At 35.5% G+C, this 18,976-nt stretch carries 21 protein-coding genes; 11 read left to right on the top strand and 10 right to left on the bottom strand.

The window, feature by feature from the left end:
• Window positions 1-178 precede the first annotated feature (178 nt).
• A complete protein-coding gene (locus ACSVH5_RS01770) occupies window positions 179-1,093 on the bottom strand; it encodes an EamA family transporter (protein ID WP_438059744.1) in 915 nt (304 codons plus the stop codon).
• Between the two features lie 353 nt (window positions 1,094-1,446).
• On the opposite strand from ACSVH5_RS01770, the gene ACSVH5_RS01775 reads away from it, so the two are divergent.
• The gene (locus tag ACSVH5_RS01775; RefSeq protein ID WP_438059745.1) at window positions 1,447-2,397 is read left to right on the top strand and encodes a hypothetical protein; all 951 of its coding nucleotides are present in this window, start codon (window positions 1,447-1,449) and stop codon (window positions 2,395-2,397) included.
• Between the two features lie 66 nt (window positions 2,398-2,463).
• Here ACSVH5_RS01775 and ACSVH5_RS01780 read toward each other — a convergent pair whose 3' ends face one another.
• A complete protein-coding gene (locus tag ACSVH5_RS01780; RefSeq protein WP_438059746.1) occupies window positions 2,464-3,015 on the bottom strand; it encodes a Smr/MutS family protein in 552 nt (183 codons plus the stop codon).
• The gene (locus tag ACSVH5_RS01785) at window positions 3,005-3,190 is read right to left on the bottom strand and encodes a hypothetical protein (protein WP_438059747.1); all 186 of its coding nucleotides are present in this window, start codon (window positions 3,188-3,190) and stop codon (window positions 3,005-3,007) included. Before ACSVH5_RS01785 ends, ACSVH5_RS01780 begins: the two co-directional genes overlap by 11 nt.
• A 103-nt stretch (window positions 3,191-3,293) precedes the next feature.
• Here ACSVH5_RS01785 and ACSVH5_RS01790 point away from each other — a divergent pair, with 103 nt between their 5' ends.
• From ACSVH5_RS01790 to ACSVH5_RS01810, 5 genes are all read left to right on the top strand, one after another.
• A complete protein-coding gene (locus ACSVH5_RS01790; protein WP_438059748.1) occupies window positions 3,294-3,575 on the top strand; it encodes a DUF2752 domain-containing protein in 282 nt (93 codons plus the stop codon).
• A 131-nt stretch (window positions 3,576-3,706) separates the two neighbouring features.
• Window positions 3,707-4,498, top strand: coding sequence for a serine O-acetyltransferase EpsC (epsC, locus tag ACSVH5_RS01795; protein WP_438059749.1), 792 nt, complete (start codon window positions 3,707-3,709; stop codon window positions 4,496-4,498).
• Window positions 4,498-5,385 carry a cysteine synthase CysM gene (gene cysM, locus ACSVH5_RS01800; protein WP_438059750.1) on the top strand — a complete coding sequence of 296 codons (888 nt, stop codon included), beginning with the start codon at window positions 4,498-4,500 and terminating at the stop codon, window positions 5,383-5,385. Before epsC ends, cysM begins: the two co-directional genes overlap by 1 nt.
• Window positions 5,386-5,493: 108 nt before the next feature.
• Complete coding sequence (locus ACSVH5_RS01805; protein ID WP_438059751.1) at window positions 5,494-6,744, top strand: acyloxyacyl hydrolase; 1,251 nt, start codon at window positions 5,494-5,496, stop codon at window positions 6,742-6,744.
• Between the two features lie 264 nt (window positions 6,745-7,008).
• Complete coding sequence (locus ACSVH5_RS01810; protein WP_438059752.1) at window positions 7,009-8,082, top strand: AI-2E family transporter; 1,074 nt, start codon at window positions 7,009-7,011, stop codon at window positions 8,080-8,082.
• Between the two features lie 119 nt (window positions 8,083-8,201).
• Here ACSVH5_RS01810 and ACSVH5_RS01815 read toward each other — a convergent pair whose 3' ends face one another.
• The 5 genes from ACSVH5_RS01815 to ACSVH5_RS01835 all read right to left on the bottom strand — a co-directional run bounded on the left by ACSVH5_RS01815 (window position 8,202) and on the right by ACSVH5_RS01835 (window position 11,695).
• A complete protein-coding gene (locus ACSVH5_RS01815; RefSeq protein ID WP_438059753.1) occupies window positions 8,202-8,639 on the bottom strand; it encodes a VOC family protein in 438 nt (145 codons plus the stop codon).
• A 27-nt stretch (window positions 8,640-8,666) separates the two neighbouring features.
• Complete coding sequence (locus tag ACSVH5_RS01820) at window positions 8,667-9,116, bottom strand: SRPBCC family protein (protein ID WP_438059754.1); 450 nt, start codon at window positions 9,114-9,116, stop codon at window positions 8,667-8,669.
• Window positions 9,117-9,230: 114 nt separating this feature from the next.
• Window positions 9,231-10,133, bottom strand: a complete 903-nt coding sequence (locus ACSVH5_RS01825) for a helix-turn-helix domain-containing protein (RefSeq protein WP_438059755.1) — start codon at window positions 10,131-10,133, stop codon at window positions 9,231-9,233.
• 1 nt (window position 10,134) lies between these two features.
• On the bottom strand, window positions 10,135-10,953 hold the full coding sequence (locus tag ACSVH5_RS01830; RefSeq protein ID WP_438059756.1) for an oxidoreductase: 819 nt from the start codon (window positions 10,951-10,953) through the stop codon (window positions 10,135-10,137).
• A gap of 217 nt (window positions 10,954-11,170) precedes the next feature.
• Window positions 11,171-11,695, bottom strand: coding sequence for a CIA30 family protein (locus ACSVH5_RS01835; RefSeq protein WP_438059757.1), 525 nt, complete (start codon window positions 11,693-11,695; stop codon window positions 11,171-11,173).
• A gap of 305 nt (window positions 11,696-12,000) precedes the next feature.
• On the opposite strand from ACSVH5_RS01835, the gene ACSVH5_RS01840 reads away from it, so the two are divergent.
• From ACSVH5_RS01840 to ACSVH5_RS01855, 4 genes are all read left to right on the top strand, one after another.
• Window positions 12,001-12,618, top strand: coding sequence for a fasciclin domain-containing protein (locus ACSVH5_RS01840; protein WP_438059758.1), 618 nt, complete (start codon window positions 12,001-12,003; stop codon window positions 12,616-12,618).
• 734 nt (window positions 12,619-13,352) lie between these two features.
• The gene (gene rlmD / locus ACSVH5_RS01845; RefSeq protein WP_438059759.1) at window positions 13,353-14,765 is read left to right on the top strand and encodes a 23S rRNA (uracil(1939)-C(5))-methyltransferase RlmD; all 1,413 of its coding nucleotides are present in this window, start codon (window positions 13,353-13,355) and stop codon (window positions 14,763-14,765) included.
• Between the two features lie 313 nt (window positions 14,766-15,078).
• Entirely contained in the window at window positions 15,079-15,618 is a 540-nt protein-coding gene (locus ACSVH5_RS01850) for a DUF6452 family protein (protein ID WP_438059760.1), read from the top strand.
• Window positions 15,590-16,423 carry a DUF6048 family protein gene (locus ACSVH5_RS01855; protein WP_438059761.1) on the top strand — a complete coding sequence of 278 codons (834 nt, stop codon included), beginning with the start codon at window positions 15,590-15,592 and terminating at the stop codon, window positions 16,421-16,423. Before ACSVH5_RS01850 ends, ACSVH5_RS01855 begins: the two co-directional genes overlap by 29 nt.
• Window positions 16,424-16,527: 104 nt before the next feature.
• Here the strand turns inward: ACSVH5_RS01855 and ACSVH5_RS01860 are convergent, their stop codons facing one another.
• Window positions 16,528-16,764 carry a hypothetical protein gene (locus tag ACSVH5_RS01860; protein ID WP_438059762.1) on the bottom strand — a complete coding sequence of 79 codons (237 nt, stop codon included), beginning with the start codon at window positions 16,762-16,764 and terminating at the stop codon, window positions 16,528-16,530.
• A gap of 106 nt (window positions 16,765-16,870) precedes the next feature.
• Entirely contained in the window at window positions 16,871-18,049 is a 1,179-nt protein-coding gene (locus tag ACSVH5_RS01865) for a THUMP domain-containing class I SAM-dependent RNA methyltransferase (protein WP_438059763.1), read from the bottom strand.
• 111 nt (window positions 18,050-18,160) lie between these two features.
• On the opposite strand from ACSVH5_RS01865, the gene ACSVH5_RS01870 reads away from it, so the two are divergent.
• The gene (locus ACSVH5_RS01870) at window positions 18,161-18,925 is read left to right on the top strand and encodes a class I SAM-dependent methyltransferase (protein ID WP_438059764.1); all 765 of its coding nucleotides are present in this window, start codon (window positions 18,161-18,163) and stop codon (window positions 18,923-18,925) included.
• Window positions 18,926-18,976: the final 51 nt, after the last annotated feature.

Consider the following 18,976-nt stretch of genomic DNA (forward strand, 5'->3'; position numbering starts at 1 on the left):
CGCTTTTAAAATTTTCGCCACAAACAACACTAATATACACTAATTTACAACGGTTTTTTATTGAACGAATACTTAAGATCTATAAAATTTGTGCCATTCCATTTTAAAATTTATAAAAAATTAGTGACTATTTGTGCTATTCGTGGCTTTTTTTCAAAATGCGAATGCCTTGCGTTCTTTAGGCAACCAATCGTTTTTCTTTTGATTTTTTCAACAGTTCCAAAATGACTTTCTTATTAAAAATCACAACAGAAATCAAAATCAGTATATACGAAAAGAGTTGAATTCCATTTATTTGTTCTTTGAAATACAACAGAGCAATAGCAAAATTAATAATTGGATTGATATACATCAAAATTCCAACTGTCGCTGAGGAAATTCCTTTCAATGCAAACAAATTTAAAAACAAAGGAATGATGGTAAAAAAGACCACAATACATAACAAACAACCATAAAACAAAGGCGTTGTAGGCAGTGGACCGCTATAAATAGGGTAAAATGGCAAAATCAATAATGCAATAAAAAGCAATTGCGCATTGAGCACCAAAAGTTTATCCATTTGATTATTTTTCCGTTGACTTACTAAATAGAGCGCATACGTTGCCGCTACCACCAAGCTATAAAAAATATCATGTAAATCATTCATCGATAACAACAAACAACTCACACCACTCAATGAAACTGCAAACCATTGTGTTTTTGAAAGTGTTTCTTTTAAAAGAAAAAAGGCGAAAACGGTCGTCAATATCGGGCAAATCAAGTAAGCCAAGGAACCCGCTTTTACACTCACATGATTAACTACATAAATAAATATAAACCAATTCGAAGCCAATATCAAACTTCCTCCTAGTGTCAACCACAGAATCGTTTTCTTAACTTTTGGTTCAAAATTCTGAAAAAGAAACCAATTCTCTCGAATCAAACTTTTTCTAAAAACCACATTCAAAAGCGTTAAAAGAAAAACACTCAAGAAAACACGGTAAAAAAGAATGTCCAAAGAAGGAAAATCGGCAATAGGTTTCAGTGCCAAGCTGAAAAATCCCCATATAAAAAATGCAGAAAATGCAGCTAAATAATGTTTGGTTTGTTTCATTTAGAGTAAATAGGAAGGCAAAGGTAGTAATTTCAATTGTCTTGTTTTGCTTCTCTACTAAATGAGCAGGGCAAACGCATCATTTATTTTTTTGCCACGAATACAACTAATACGCACTAATTTTGTGATACTAAAATTTAAATGACACGAATCTTATCTTTCTTTGGCAGATTTGTGCTATTTATGACATTCTAATTTGTGTTAGTTTTTGTAATTGGTGGCTCTAATTTTTATTTTTTTAAACTCATGCGTTTGACCTGACTAAATGAGCTTAGATTAACATCATTTTAAAATCAAGGAATGAAGTGGATACCAATTAAAAATTCTATTTTTGCTTAAAATAAAGTAAAGAAATGAAACGATTTTTAGGAATACTATGCTTCGTAGTAATGATTAGCGGCTGTGATGACGGTGATCTTATTTTAGAAGACATTAATTTTGACGATGCCCCAGTTGCAACTTGTGACAACAATGCTATTATTTACAAGCTAAACGAAAAAGAAGCCTTATTATTAGAACTTCCTGAAGTAGTTTTCCCGAGCGAGACCAAAACGCAAGAAATCACCATTGGAGGAAAAATCAGAGTCGTGTACCGTTTTTTTAATGGGACTGTAAAAAAGGAGAACATTTGTGAAACCATTCCGCCGGTCACACCAATAGTAGTAGATCAATGGACGGCTAATGCAGGCGGAAAAATTGTGATAAAAAGCACGCCAATAAAAAGTACGGATGCTACGAATAATAGTACCAAAATTACGGGATACAACCATTATATCGTGCTAAAAAACATCACGTTTCAAAAAACAAATGGTACACAAGTGTATGATGAGTTTATTTTTGGTGACTATACAACAAGTGTAACTTCAATTCCTTTTGCTTTTACCAAAACTTTAGGACAATGCGCCACCACAAAACAAGTCTACAATTTTATCAATAGTGAGGCCTTAACCTTAAATGCTATCGAGGCCAATTTGATTAAAAACGAAGTAACCCCTTTAAATGCCCCAAGAACAGCCTTACTTGGTGCTACAACCAATTCCCTTATTTACAGCTCGTATACAGGTGGAATTTTGACAGAAAATTACTTTTGTACTACCACTCCCCCAACTACACCAACACTTTTTCAAGAATGGAAAGCTGCAAACGGGGTAGCTAATACCGAAGGAATTATCGAAGTAACTACCACTACTTTCGGTACCGGATTCAAACATACCATTGTCCTTAAAAAAGTAAAAATGGTAAGAGGAAGTGATGATTTTTATCTCGGAGACAATTTCATCTATGGAGAATTAATCACGAATTAGCCCTTCATTTTTAAGCATAAAAAAAGGTCAATTCGAAACGGAATTGACCTTTTTTTTGTACTACTATTACTTACCACTTTGTTTAAAATACACTTCCGTAGCGCCTAAACCGTATTTTTGATAATTGGCATCTTGAAACGAGACGTTATCATAACGTCCTAAGAGAAAATCCAATTCGGCTTTGAGGACGCCTTCTCCTACCCCATGAATAAAAACAATTTTGGGTATACGGTTTTTTATAGCAAACTCGATATGTCTTTTGGCTGTGTCGGCTTGTAAGGTTAAAATGTCGTAATTGGACATGCCTCGTTTGTTGGGTACTAATTTTTCGATATGCAAATCAAATTCGGGTACTCCTATTTCTTTTTTGTCCTTCTTTTGTTTGACAAAACTTCTCGGAGCAGGAATCGTTTTTTCTTTACTAATTTTATCTATATCAATTCTTTTAATAGCATCCATTAAATTACTGGTTTCGTGCATTTTAAGCAATTCATTTGCATTAAAATTCATGATAAAACCATCCTCGGTTTCGATGGTGATTTGAGCACCATTTACTGCTACAACAACACCATTAATATCCTCGTCTAGCACCGATGCCTTGTCTCCTTTAGCCCACATTTTTATCTTCTTTATCTTGATTTTTACTAGGTGTTTTTGCACTTAATCGCATCATTCCGTACATAAAAACAACGATAGCTATAACCATCAAATACAGATTTTTGTCCGGTTTCCTTTGTTCATACAGTGCCACACCAATGGCTACTATCATGATCAGAATCATCAATTTCTTCATCTTAAAAAATTTCAATTTTCAAAAATAAGAAATAAAAAATGAGGAGATCGATTATTGAAAAAGGAATCGGCTTTTTTTGTAAAATTGTACCAAATAAAAGCAAATGCATCTAGAAAAATACATGATTCCTTGTTTGAGCAAAACACTATTTGGCATAGAATGCTTGGGTTGTGGATTCCAACGGGCTTTACTTTTAGTTCTAAAAGGAGAATGGAGTGCGGCTTTTGCTATGTATCCTGCGGTTTACTCAATGCTTGCGATGTTTTGTGGCGTTCTTTTCTTCTATACCAACAAGAAAACAGCTTTCACAAAAAACGGACTAACTTTCTTGATCGCAATCAACTGCATCTTTGTGATTGGTGGGTATCTTTACAAACATCTATAAGAAATACCTAATTTACCTTTACAGTCTATCAAACAAATAGGGTAACTTGTATTTTTGACAATAAAAATGGTGCTATCTCTAAAAAACACCTTACTTTTACGACTTCGAAATCATTTTTTAATTTTACTATTGTGTCCAAACAGCAAATCATTCAAAATATTCGATTGCATAAGAGTCATTTGTCTATTAATTATAGCATAAAAACCAAAACAGAAGCTTTTACTGAAAAGTTGTTTTATACCTTGTTTGATTCGAATGCTTCTTTAGACCAAAGCATTGATGAATTGGAACTTCAATTCAAAGAAATTGCAAAAATTGCTTGTAAAAAACCCGAAGATCTATGCGAATGTGCTTGGGATAATTTCCTTGAAAAATTGCCATTGGTTTTAGAACAACTCAATCAAGATGCCTTATACATACTGCAAAACGATCCTGCCTCTAATAACATTGAAGAAGTGTATTTGGCTTATCCTGGTTTTTATGCTATTGCTATTTATCGTTTAAGTCATGTATTGTATCTCCTTGATTTACTGCTGTTTTCAAGATTAATGAGTGAGTATGCACACCGCATTACTGGTACTGACATTCATGCAGGTGCCAGCATTGCTTCTCCCTTTTTTATAGATCATGCTACAGGAATTGTGATTGGAGAAACAGCGGTAATCGAAGAAAATGTCAAAATATACCAAGGAGTCACTTTGGGTGCGCTAAGTGTGAGTAAGGAAATGAAAAATGCCAAACGCCATCCCACTGTCGAAAAAAATGTTTGTATTTATGCCAATGCTACAATTCTTGGAGGCGAAACGATCATTGGAAAAAACAGTATTGTAGGCGGAAATTCATGGGTTACCAAATCCATTCCAGCCGATTCAACCGTATTAAATACCACAACAACTGAGGTTAAGATAAAAGAAAAACGATAATGAAGCCACAAAAATTAGTTGATCTTATAGGTAACACACCTTTAGTGATAAGTCAACATTTAGTTCAAAATCCAAATGTAACATTACTGCTAAAACTAGAAGGAAACAATCCTGGAGGCAGCGTAAAAGACCGTGCCGCCTACAATATGATCAAATCGGCGATTGAACGAGGGGAGATCAAAAAAGGCGATAAATTAATCGAAGCAACTAGTGGAAACACGGGTATTGCATTGGCAATGATTGCACAAATATTCAATATTGAAATTGAATTGGTCCTACCCGAAGATTCCACTATAGAACGCACCCAAACCATGAGAGCCTATGGAGCTACTGTAATATTGACTCCAGCAAGTAATGGCATCATTGGTTCAAGAGATTATGCCGACAAAAAAGTAGCCGAAGGCGGTTATATAATGCTCAACCAGTTTGCCAATGATGACAATTGGAAAGCCCATTACAAAACCACAGGTCCAGAAATCTGGGAAGACACCCAAGGAACCATAACCCATTTTGTGTCGGCAATGGGAACCACTGGAACCATAATGGGTACCTCAACTTATTTAAAAGAAAAAAATCCATCCATTCAAATTGTTGGAGCACAACCGAGTGATGGCTCCCAAATTCCAGGCATTCGCAAATGGCCAAAAGACTATCTGCCTAAAATTTTTGATGCCACAAAAGTGGATACCGTAATAGAAATAACTGAAACCGAAGCTAGAGCTATGACCCAACGTTTAGCGAAAGAAGAAGGCATTTTTGCAGGAATGAGCAGTGGTGGTTCGGTAGCAGCAGCCTTAAAAATTGCAGAGAACATGGAATCTGGTGTCATTGTAGCCATCATTTGTGATCGAGGTGATCGTTATTTATCCTCAGATTTGTTTGATTAATTTTTTAATTTGATTCAAGTTCCTATTTTTGCGCCACGTAATAATTCTGTACTAGTAACTCTTTTTAATTTGATATAGCTTCTCAATCAAATTACTGTCTCCACAAAAATGATTTTAAAAAAAACAACCGTACTTCTAATCGCATTCATCAGTTCAATTACAGTAGCCCAAGAACGTAACACATCATCTAAAAACAACTTTAATTTTATTGGAATTGGTTATTCAATAGGGGAAACTATGCCTCCACTAAGTATTTTTCCCGAAACAAAACTCCAACAAGGTTTTGACCTAACATTAGGCACCACAACAAATGAAAACAACAGTTGGGCCAAACTTCTGAACTATCCCAAAACGGGAATTTTGCTCTCCTATGCTGATTTTGGAAATCAAGAAAAAGTTGGCTATGGTATTACTGTAATGCCCTTCTTCGATTTTGGCGTTTTGAGTAAGGTCACTGACAGAATCCGTTTTCAAGTAGGTTTGGGTGGTTCCTACAACAATCTCATCTATGATAAAGTTACCTATCCTGGGAACCATGCTATTTCCACACATTTTACTTGGGCTTTTCGTTCCTTTTTGTACTATGACTTAATACAAAGTAAAGACTTCAACCTTAAAATTGGTGGTGGACTTACCCACTTTTCCAATGGTCACACCCGTTGGCCAAACTTGGGTCTAAATTCTTATTTGGCCACGGTTAAAACCGAATTCAATTTTTCAAAAAACACCATGCCTTTGACAGAAAAAGCTACTGATACTGATTCATCTGATATACAAACCTACTACACCACACGATTAGGTTTTGGACAAAAAACACTTTTTAGAAATTACAATTCTCTTAAAAATGTATACACCGCCTCTTTTGGGCTGGGAAGAATAAAGAACAAATCGTTCAAATATGGACTAAGTTTCTATTATAGATTTTATGAAGATTATTTTGATTATATAAAAGAAGAAGGCAGCATAGTGACTACTCATTTTCCAAAACTGACAAAAAATCCTTTTCAAAATGCAACCGCTTTTGGAATATTTAGCAATTGTGAAATTTTGATCAACCATTTCAGTGTAGAAGCAGAATTAGGCATTAATCTTTACAAACCAGCCTACAAATTAGATTGGTATGTAAACAATGGAAGCTATACCGCAACGGGCTATATCGCTGACGAATTTGGTACCAAAGCAAAAATCAAACAATACGTGTCTTCTCGTTTGGGCTTGCGTTACTACGCGATTACTGCAAAAAAAGCTCCACGACACAATGTATTTATTGCTGCCAACATCAATGCTAACTTGGGGCAAGCGGATTTCTCAGAACTGAGTTTTGGATACGTGTACAGTCCCAAATTGAAAAACAAATAATTTCCTTTAAACAATATAATTGCCCTAAAAGTAACAATTTTATTATAAGACTATCCGTTACTACTACTAATAAAAATGGAACGCGAATGACGCAGATTTAAACCATTTTTTTCATACAACTCTGTGAAAATACTTGGCATCAGTGTCCCATTGGTTGCTCTTTTCATAATCAGCTTCTAAGAAGAATTTTATTGAATTATAAATTGTAAATTGTACTACAATTATTTTGAAATAAAATAATAATCCATTATAAAAGCAATTATCATGGCAACAGATTCCAATCCATCTAATTCGTATCGTACAGCGCTACCTTTTTCTAAATTGAAGTACTTTCAATACTTTTTTTTCATAGTGATGCTTTTATATATAGGCAAATCCTTATTCATCCCGTTAAGTTTTGCCTTACTTATCAGCTTCTTACTTTATCCTATTTGCAAATGGCTTGAGAAAAAAGGGACTAATTCCAATATAGCAATAGGAATAAGTCTATTAGGTGTTTCGGTCTTTGGATTTGCTCTACTCCTTTTATTCGTTTCACAAATCCTGCAATTTGTTGGTGAGTGGCATAATTTGGAAACAAAATTAGAAGAAACGCTTCATCAAATCAGTCTATACTTAACCCAACAATTTGGTGTTGACCAAGAAAACCAATCGGTATATCTAAAAAATGCCCTAAACAGTTCAGGTTCTTCGGTGATTTCCATTCTAAAAAACACTATTGCTGGATTTACAGAATCGCTATATTACCTAATCATAGTTCCAATATTTTCAATACTAATTCTCTCCTATCGTACAATGTTGGTAAATGCACTGTATCATTTCTTTCCTTCAGATAAAAAAACTACCATATATGAAATCATTACTGAAACTATAAATGAATACTACAAGTTTATTAAAGGAATGCTTCTCGTTTATTTGATTGTTGGCATTTTAAATAGCATCGGTCTAGCCATAGTAGGTATTCCGTATCCTATTTTATTTGGTTTTACGGCAGCAATACTCACTTTTATCCCCTATTTCGGAATTATAATTTCCTCATTAGTACCAATTACCGTGGCTTGGATTACCTTCAATTCTATTTGGTATCCCATTGGTGTGGTTATTGTATTTGCCGTTGTACAACTTCTAGAAGCTTATATCATTTTTCCATACATAGTAGGAAACCGATTAAAAATAAACACACTAGCCATATTGATTATGATTCTCGCTGGGGGAATTTTATGGGGTGCTGCTGGCATGATTCTTTTTATCCCATTTATCAGTATCGTCAAATTAATTGCTGACCGAACAGACACACTACAATCTGTTTCCTTGTTATTGAGTGATGGAAAAAAGTAATCCGTAGCAATCACATTTGTACAATATTGCTATAAATTTTTATTCCTAAACACAACGCAACAACCTTTTATTAAACAATTCCTATTGAATAAGAAGTGTATCAAAGTGATATTATTCCATTATTTATCCATTTTTTCAGCATTAAAATCTATCATCCATTCTATTCCGAATTGGTCACGAAACATAGCAAATAGCGTTCCCCAAGGACTTTCATCCATTGGCACTTCAACCGTTCCTCCTGCTGAAAGTCCGTTGAAAATATGATACGCTTCCTCTTTGCTGGCAGCACTAATCATAATTTTACTTCGATTTTCGTTTTCATTTACTTGTCCCAACACTTCTGGAACATCACTTCCCATAAGGAAACTCGAGTCACCAATTGGTAATGCGATATGCATAATTTTATGTACTTCATGATCTGCTATAGGATTTTCTTCAGAAGCTATGTCTTTGAATCGTGACAACACGGTGAATTCCCCACCAAAAACCGATTGATAAAACAAAAAGGCAGCTTCGGCATTACCATTGAAATGAATATAAGGGTTTATTTTTGCCATAATTAAAGTTTAAAATTAAAATAATCTTTATGCGTCTGGTATATTAGGCTCTACCAAACGTTTTAATTTCTCTAGCGATTCTTGCCAGCCTAAGTAACACATTTCTGTTGGTATAGCCTCTGGAATCCCTTCTTGAGTAATCCAAAGTTGTGTACCGCACAAAACTGTCTCAAACTGAATCGTAGTAATCATTTGACCTGGCAAATTGGGATCATCAAAAACATCGGTATATTTTAATTTTTCGTTGGGCAGTATTTCTAGATATTCGCCTCCAAACGAATGGCTACTGCCTGTTGTAAAATTGGTAAACGACATTCGATAGGTTCCTCCTACTTTGGCTTCCAAATGATCTACCCTACAAACAAAACCATAAGGAGGTAACCAAGAAGCCATTGCATCTGCTTCGACAAATGCTCGAAATACTTTTGCTACAGGAGCCGCCAAAACGCGATGTAACTCAACAGTGTTTGTTGTCATATTTTTTAGTTTAATTCTCAAATTTAGGAGTTTAAATCTAAAAACCATTATTTTAATTATTCCTTTTTAGAATCTTAATTACAACAAAAGGAGACTATACATCGGTTTTTTCTATCAATTTAAATTCCTGTATTCAATTGGAGTTTGTCCAGTTTTTTGTTTAAAGAGTTTACTAAAGTATTGAGGGTAATCAAAACCCAATGAATATGCAATTTCACTTATTGAGTTGTCAGAATTAAGTAAAATGGTTTTAGCTTCTTCAATTAGGTAATAATGAATATGATCTTGTGCATTCATTCCAGTTTCTTTCTTGAGTAAGTCACTCAAATAACTGGCGGATAAATGCACCCTATCAGCCAAATATTTAACAGTGGGCAAACCGCTTACTTTTATATCTGACTTGAAATAATTCTTTAACAAACTCTCAATTTGCGAAACGGTGCTTGAGTTCGTGTTTTTACGAGTAATAAATTGTCGACCGTAATATCGTAAACAATAATTCAAAAGCAGTTCAATGTTTGTTACAATCAGATTTTGGCTGTAACTATCGATATTTTCTTGTAGTTCGGTTTCAATTTTTTGAACACAGTCATATAACGTTTGTTTTTCTTTATCCGACAAATGCAAAGCTTCTGCTGTTTCGTATGAAAAAAAAGTGTATTCAGCCATTTTGTTTCCTAGCGAAGTACCTCGTAATAAATCAGGATGAAAGAACAAACCCCAACCCATCATATTATCATTTTTCTCTATTTCGTTGTCCATTGTCAGTACTTGCTTTGGTGCTATACAAATCAAACTACCTTCTTGAAAATCGTAGGTTTGTCTACCATAGCGCAATTTGTTAGCACAATAGTTCTTGAACATAATAGCATAAAAATCAGCACTTATTCTCGTACCGTTTTCTATATATTCATCAGCTTTACTAAAATCTACAACAGTCACCAAAGGATGATTCGTTTTGTTTTTCACAAAACTATTTATGTCTGAAATGTTATGTAATTGAATAATGGGTTTCATATTAAACTTGGCTCATTACAATTTTATCAAATAATCTATCTCCTAAATTTATTCTCATCCATACCATTGGTTTTGCTAACAAACCTACTCTATATCTCGTTTTAGGTTTTCTTGCCTTTACAATTTTAGCAATTGTTTTTGAAATTACTAATGTTTTTGAACCCTGTCCGCTGTCATACATTTTTTTGGTAGCGATAACCAGTTTTTTTGTAAGTGAAGCATAAGCGCCTTTGGATGAAAATTTATTAATATTTTCTAGCAAAACATCTCCAAACTCCGTTACAATAATTCCAGGTTCCAAAACTACTACATTGATATTAAATTCTTTGAGTTCTAATCTTAAACAATCGCTAAATCCTTCAACTGCGTGTTTAGTGGCGTGATACCAAGCCCCCATTGGAGTATACATTTTTCCACCCATAGAAGAAGTGTTGATGATTGTACCTGCATTGGCTTTACGCATATATGGGACAACTTTTTGAGTTAAAGTAGCTAATCCAAAAACATTTACTTCAAATTGCTGTCTTGCTTCTTCGATAGGCGTGTCCTCAACAGAACCAAACAATCCATAACCTGCATTATTCCATAGGACATCAATTTTTCCTTCCTTCTTAATGATGGTGTCTACTACATTTTGAATGTCGTTTTCTTTGGTAATATCCATCTGAATTGGAAATCCTCCCAAAGTACTAAGGTCTTGCATTTGCTCTATTCTTCTGGCTACAGTATAAACCGTATGTCCTTGTTCGATTAGTGTTTTTGCCGATTCTTTTCCCATACCTGAACTTGCGCCTGTAATTAAAATTACTTTTTTGCTCATTTTTTTGATGTTTTAAAATTATAGTGCAAATTTCACTCAAAGGAACAATTGATTACTACCTCTAATTCTAGGTTGTTGTATACTTTTTACGGATTACTATTGCTTTAGAGTAGTTACTTGAATTTGTAGTAGTCGTTTTTGGTTAAAATACTAAAACCAATAGCACAGATTTTCAGCAATTCGTTTTGGTTAAGTATTGTCCAATAGCAACAAAAAATTATTGCAACACGATACTATCCAAAAGCAATTGGAAGGATTCTTGTTTTTTGTTTCCTACTAAAAATACAATCTCTTCAAAGGAATCACTATTATAATTAGGAGCTGCTATGCGTCGGCCTCTAAAAGAAGGATACAAGCTATTGAGATCAATGGTAATGGTTTCCCATTCGCCAGTAGTTGCAAAAGTAGTAATATAGGAATAATAGGCTGATGATTGATCTTTGATGCGGAACTGATAGTTTTTTCCATCTCCTTTTATGCGCAACACCACTTTACTTTTGGCAGTGGTCGCCAAAGGTGCAAAACGATACCGCACAGACGAAAAACCTCCATTGTTTTCTAACGAAATCGCACCCGAAAACACACCATTTCCTGCTTGGTTTATGGCAAAATTGCCATAAGAAAGTCCACCCATAACCCCATCATTAACAATAGTCCAATCGCTTGCTTTGGAATTTTTATTGAAATCATAGATGGTAGTGGCTTGTGTCATCATAAAAAGTAACGTGATTAAAAAGTGCATTGGCATTTTTTCTACTAAAGTACTACATCTGACCAGCAACTCTTTAGATTTAACAGCTTTTTAGCATCTATGTTGGATTAAGTTTAGGGAAGACGGAACGGTCTAGGATCTTAACCGAGCGCCATCGATCTGACGATGTAAATCATAGTATTAAGTCACTATAAATGAAACTGTTAAAAATTAAAAATACCATTTATACATCGTTAAATTAGAGTTAAACACAGATGAGCAATAATTGTTTTTGTTTAATTTTATCACATAATTGTTAAACAAAAAATAATCTTATTAATTTAAAAACAACAATCATGAAAAATAAGAATTTTAAATTATTTGTTATGTTAAAAGCTTTTATTTTAATTGCTGCTTTGTCAACTGTAACCATTTCTTGTGATAATGAGGAAATGGATGAAATGAATTCCTCTTCTACTTCCTCAACAGAAACTCTAAAATCAGCAAATAGTGCCCCTAAAAAGGGGGAAAAATCTATCGCACAAATTGCCATAGATGGAGGGTTTACTGAACTTGTAGGAGCTCTAGCTTATGTAGACGAAAAAGAAGGTACTAGTTTGGTAAACCTTTTCTTAAATGGAAAAGACCAATACACTGTTTTCGCTCCAACAAATAAAGCATTTGAAAATCTTTACATGGCTTTAAAAGTTAAAGGAATCAGGGATCTTGATTCAAAGTTGGTCTTGAATGTATTACAATACCATGTTGTCGAAGGACGTCGTGCCGCCAATAGTGTGGTGCCAACAAACGATTCACGGGTAATAACAACTCTACTCGGGGCAACTTTTTCCGTAAATAATAAAGGCCAGATTCAGGCAGTGGGCAATACCGCAACTATAGCAGCTCCAAACATCTCTGCATCAAACGGCATCATCCATGTAGTGGATGCTGTATTATTGCCAATTAAGTTATAGCAATGATTGGTATTATATAAAATAGGACTGACAATTCTTATTACTTTATAAAATGCTGTTCCGAAAGAACAGCATTTTTTATAGGTGTTTTTTCTAATTGACTTCTTGTAACCCGAGACATTTTTAGGGGCACGAGCGGGACGCTTGCGCTAGCGGGGAATTTTCTTCATTTTTTGGGTTTGAAACTAAAGGTAATAGATTGATTTCATGTTGTTTATTAGACTTTCCAATTGGTTTATTGGAGCGGGCACGGATTGTAAATCCACCTATCGGGTTTTAATTGCAACTGTTATAAAACAAGCACCTTCTTTTTCTCTAAACTTATACTTTCTAGTTATAAAGAAAAATATTCTGTTTTTAATTTGGTCACGGGCACGAGCGGGACGCTCGCGCTAGCGGGGGCATTTATTTCCTCAAATATATTTCTTTTCCTCCTAAAAACATAAAAAAATTCTGAAAGTTCCTTTCGTGTTTTGGCTGTTGTATCTGCCGTCTGAGTACTGAAAACTGTCGTCTTAAAAGCGTGAGGGATGGGAGCGGCATCCTCTTGGGGCGGGGTTCGCCCCAAGAGATATAGCGGACAGCCCGACCCCCGATTACGACCAAGGTGTGGGTTCAAGGAAAACGGGTTTCGGGGGGCACGCCCAAGTGGTACTTCTCAACAAATACAGTGGTTTTCAAAAAAAATTGTGAAATTGAATTTGTAAAACGTTTCAAAGCCTTATTTTTGCCCCATGGCAAAGAAAAATACAGACAAAGTTGTCTTTCATCAGATAAAAGTCCTTGATGCTGGAGCAAAAGGCGTGTCGGTGGCTAAAGCACCCGACGGTAAAGTAGTGTTCATCTCGAATGTCGTGCCTGGCGACGTGGTAGATGTGCAAACGTTCAAAAAAAGAAAAGCCTATTACGAAGGCAAAGCCGTGAAGTTTCACGAGTTCTCAGAACACCGCGTTGACCCAATTTGTGAGCATTTTGGGGTGTGTGGCGGTTGCAAATGGCAAAATATGAAGTACAGCCAGCAATTGTTTTTTAAACACAACGAGGTTAAAAACCACCTGCAACGTATTGGTAAAATTGAATTACCGGATTTCGAACCGATTTTAGGTTCTGAAAAACAGTTTTTCTACCGCAACAAAATGGAGTTTTCGTTCTCGAACAGCCGTTGGCTAACCGAAGCCGAAATAGGAAGCAGCGAGGAATTAGACAATAAAAATGCCTTGGGTTTTCATATTCCGAAAATGTGGGACAAAATCCTTGATATCAATAAATGTCATTTGCAAGAAGACCCTTCGAACGCCATTCGCAACGAAGTGCGTGAATTTGCCAATGCAAACGGTTTGACATTCTTTAACCCAAGAGCGCACGAAGGCTTGTTGCGTACGCTTATGTTGCGCACGGCATCGACTGGCGAAATTATGGTGTTGCTACAGTTTTTTGAAGACGATCAAGCCAATAGAGAATTGCTGTTAGATCATTTGTATGCCAAATTTCCGCAGATTACGTCTTTGCAATACGTGATCAACAACAAAGCAAACGATACGTTATACGATACAAACATTCAGTTGTACAAAGGACGCGATTACATTTTGGAAGAAATGGAAGGCTTGAAATTTAGCATCAACGCCAAATCGTTTTACCAAACCAACTCGGATCAAGCTTACGAACTATACAAAATCACAAGAGATTTCGCTGGATTGACAGGTAACGAAACGGTGTATGATTTGTACACAGGAACAGGAACTATCGCTCAGTTTGTATCGAAAAAAGCCAAAAAAGTGATTGGTGTTGAAAGTGTGCCAGAAGCAATCAAAGACGCCAAAGCCAACGCCGAACGAAATAATATCACGAATTGTGAGTTCTTTGTAGGAGATATGAAAGTGGTGTTCAACGAAGCGTTTATCGCGCAACACGGCAAACCCGACGTAATCATCACGGATCCACCAAGAGACGGAATGCACGCGGCGGTTATTGATCAAATCTTGAAAATTGAACCTCAAAAAGTGGTGTATGTGAGTTGTAATTCGGCAACACAAGCTCGTGATTTGGCTTTGATGGATGAGAAGTACAAAGTGACACGCGTTCGACCTGTGGATATGTTTCCGCAAACACATCACGTTGAGAATGTGGTGTTGTTGGAACGTCGTTAATTTTTTTTTGTAAACATATAAGTCATTGAAGTTCCTTTTTAATGTAGTGGGTTTTGAAACCATTGAAGGTATTGAAGGACATATAAGGATTTTCTTTGTGTCCCTTGTGTAAATCTTTGCGTACTTTGCGGTTAGGGTTTTGCAACCATATAAGGCATTGAAGGGCATATAAGAGTTTTTCTTGGTGTGCTTATTAGTTAAATTTTAACACAGATTGCACAGATTTTCACAGATTCAAAAAGTAAAATAACTTGTGTACTTTGCGGTTGATTTTTTAAACCATAGAATGATCTGTATAAATAAATAGTTGTAAATGAAAAAAATAACGCTTTTGCTGTTGGTGTTTTGTTGCTCTTTTTCGAGTTGTGAGAAAGATGATATTTGCGATGCCAATACGCCTACTACACCTAGAATGGTGATTAAATTCTTCGATATCAACAATCCAACGGTTGAAAAAAGCGTGACGAATTTGAAAGTAATTGGCCAAGGAATGACAGAAGGATTGGTTTTTAATCCTACGGCTTCGGGTGAAGCTAAATTCTTGGCGAATACTTCAAAAATTTCGATTCCGCTAAAAACCAATGCCACCACAACTACTTTTAGTTTCATACTAAATTCTGGCAGTACCAATGCTGCTTTGGTTAATACCGATGTGATTAAATTCAACTATACGACCAGCGAAGTCTATGTATCTAGAGCTTGTGGTTTCAAGACTTTGTTCGAAATGAATGCTAATCCCCCATTTGAACACACAGATGGACCAGCTTCTGATACCAAGTGGATGAAAGTAGTTCAATTGCAAAAAACTAACATAAACAACGAAAATGAAACACACCTTTCTATCTTTTTTTAGTGGCTGCTTGCTCTTTTCTTTGTTTAGCGTTCAAGCACAAGAAACGACTACAACAACTACACCTCCGAAAGCAACTAATATCCTTCCTGCAAAACCCAAGCAAGAATTAGAAAAATTGCCTTCCACAAAAAAGGACACTGTTGTGCCTCCAAAATTCAATCGTTATGGACTAAGAGTAGGTGCTGATTTGTACAAATTGACCAGAGGATTGTACGATAGTAACTATAAAGGGATTGAGTTGGTAGGAGATTACCGCATAACGAAAAAATATTTTTTGGCTGCCGAATTGGGTTCTGAAAACAAAACCACCGAAGACGATCGATTGACTTCAACTGCCAAAGGTACTTACCTAAAAGCGGGATTCGATTATAACACTTACGAAAACTGGTTGGATATGGAAAACATCATCTCGATTGGAATGCGTGCCGGTTTTTCAAGCTTTAGCAAAGAATTGAACAGCTACAAAATCTACAATCCTAATCCGTATTGGGGAGAAGTTCCGGCTGTAATTGCAGATAAAAAATACAATGGTTTATCAGCTACTTGGATTGAAGTCGTGGCTGGGGTAAAAGCCAAAGTATTCAACAATGTTTTTGCGGGGTTCAGTTTGCGATTGAATCGATTAATTACCAACAAAACTCCAAGTGGATTTGACAACTTATACATACCCGGTTTTAACCGAACATATGCTGGTGATTTTGGGGTAGGTTTTAACTACACCGTTTCCTACTTTGTTCCACTATACAAGAAAAAAGTACTTCCTGCTGAAAAAGCAAAAAAGGAAGAGAAAAAGCCTAAGAAATAGAAGGAAGAAGAAGAAGAAGAAGGAAGAAAAAAGCGTTTTTACGATTTGTAAAAACGCTTTTTTTATACTTGGAAATTATGAATCAGTTCTGCAACTGAAAACTATTACCCTATGATTCGGACTCCTTTAAGAAAAATCCAAGACATGAATAGTTTTTCACCGTCTTTGGTTTTAGCTGCTTGAAATTTAGGTGCCAAAATTGTACCCAAAACAAATGCGGTTAACGGAATCCAAAAACCTGTCAAACCCGTAAAAGTTGCCACTAAATAGCGAAAACTAACAAACAAAATGGCAAAACAGCCCAATTGGTATAAAAATGCTCGTACTTGTAATTTCGTCATATCAGTCCCCTATCCCGCTGAGGCGGGAAATCCTATTAGGGGTAAATAGGTTTTTATATTTGACTATTAAATTTAAAATAAGTCCTTTTCAACTTTACTTGTAGGACTATATTCCCTCTTCGGGGGTTAGGGGGCTTTGAAACTTGGTTCTTTTACTTCCTTCATACATTTCGTATTTCACCAAACGCGCTTCTAAACTAGCGTTAAACAATTTGATTTTTCGGGAAGGTTTTAAACCGACAAATTTCAAAGCGTCTAAATTCGCGGTAATAAACCAAGCATTGGTGCCTGGATAATTTTTCTTCAACGTATCGCCAATATTTTTATAAAATTCTTCCATATGAATATCCAATCGCTCGTCATAAGGAGGATTGAAAACCATATGCAATTTGCCTTCGGTGGTTTTCTCGGTATCAAAAAAGTTTTCTTCAGCAACCGTTACGTATTCGTCTAAATTGGCATTTCTGATGTTGTCTTTGGCTTTTTGAACCGCACTTGGCGCTTTGTCGTAGCCTTTTATCGTATAATGAAACTCTTTTACTTTTTTCAGCAAACTGTCCATAATTTGGTCAAACAAATCATTATCCCAATCTTTCCATTTTTCAAAAGCAAATTCTTTTCGGTTGATATTGGCTGGAATATTACAAGCAATCATTGCAGCTTCAGCCAAAAATGTTCCTGAACCACACATTGGATCCAAAAAATGACCTTGTCCTTCCCAACCTGACAACAACAAAATACCCGCTGCCAAAACTTCGTTGATAGGAGCAATATTCGTAGCTGTTCTATAACCACGTTGGTGCAACGAATTCCCAGAAGTATCCAAAGCCACCGAAACTTGGTCTTTACCAATATGAATGTTGATTCGTAAATCAGGAAAAGCTTTATCAATGCTTGGACGTTGTCCTGTGCGTTCTCTAAACTGATCTACAATGGCGTCTTTACACTTTTGAGACACAAACTCCGTATGGTTAAAATGATCCGAATGCACCGTTGCATCAATCACAAACGTCTGATTGGCATTAAGGTATTTTGACCAATTCACACTTGCAATACCTTTATACAAAGCTGCTTCATTGGTTGCTCTAAACGAATAAATAGGTTTTAAAATCTTCAAAGCGGTACGTAAAGACAAATTGGCTTTGTACATAAATCCTTTATCTCCTTTAAAACTCACCATTCGTATGCCTTCTTCAACCTCTTGCGCGCCCAATTGACGCAACTCTTTGGCCAATATTTCTTCAAAACCAAAAAAGGTTTTGGCTATCATTTTAAAATTCTCCATCGTATGCTAAATTCCAAGTATTAAATTCCAAACTCCAAACGGTTTGAAATAGTATATTTTCTGCAAAAATACACTAAATTTGCCGGACTTAAATTAAATGAAAACGAATAAATGTCCCAAGACCATAAACCCATAATAAGTCCTACAAACCTTGCAACCAAAAATTGGTTCACTTCTTGGTTTGACACTCCTTACTATCATATCCTTTACAAAGAGCGCAACTATCGTGAGGCGCAAATTTTTATGGATAATTTGACGCAATATCTCAATTTGCCGCCAAAAGCAAAAGTATTGGATCTGGCTTGTGGAAAAGGTCGTCATGCAATTTACTTAAGTCAACTAGGATTTAAAGTAGTGGGTGCAGATCTATCCGAAAATAGCATTGCAGAAGCTAGTAAAAACAGCAACACTAATTTGTCGTTTAGAGTACATGACATGCGTGAACCTTTTGAAGAAAAATTTGATGCTATTTTCAATCTATTTACTAGTTTTGGCTATTTTGAAGACGAAGCCGATAACCTAAAAACGTTAATAGCCATCAAAGAAAGTCTATCCGAAACAGGATTTGCTGTAATCGATTTTATGAATGTGAATCAAGTCATTGAAACCCTAGTTCCCGAAGAAGTTAAAACGGTAGACCAAATCGATTTTCACATCAAACGTTATGTAAAAGAAGGACATATTTACAAAGAAATTAGCTTTGAAGACCAAGGAGAACAGTACCATTTTACCGAAAAAGTAAGAGCTTTTAGTTTACAAGATTTTCAAGAGTTAATGGATAAAGCTGGGATTTATCTGTTGGATATTTTTGGCGATTACAAGCTTAAAAAATTCCACAAAACCGAAAGTGAACGTTTAATCATGATTTTTAAATAAGTTAGCTTTTTAAACATCAATCGTTTAAAAATCTAAAAACCAAATAAATAA

This window comes from Flavobacterium sp. RSSA_27, from assembly GCF_051547125.1.
In the GTDB taxonomy this organism is placed as follows: Bacteria; Bacteroidota; Bacteroidia; order Flavobacteriales; family Flavobacteriaceae; genus Flavobacterium.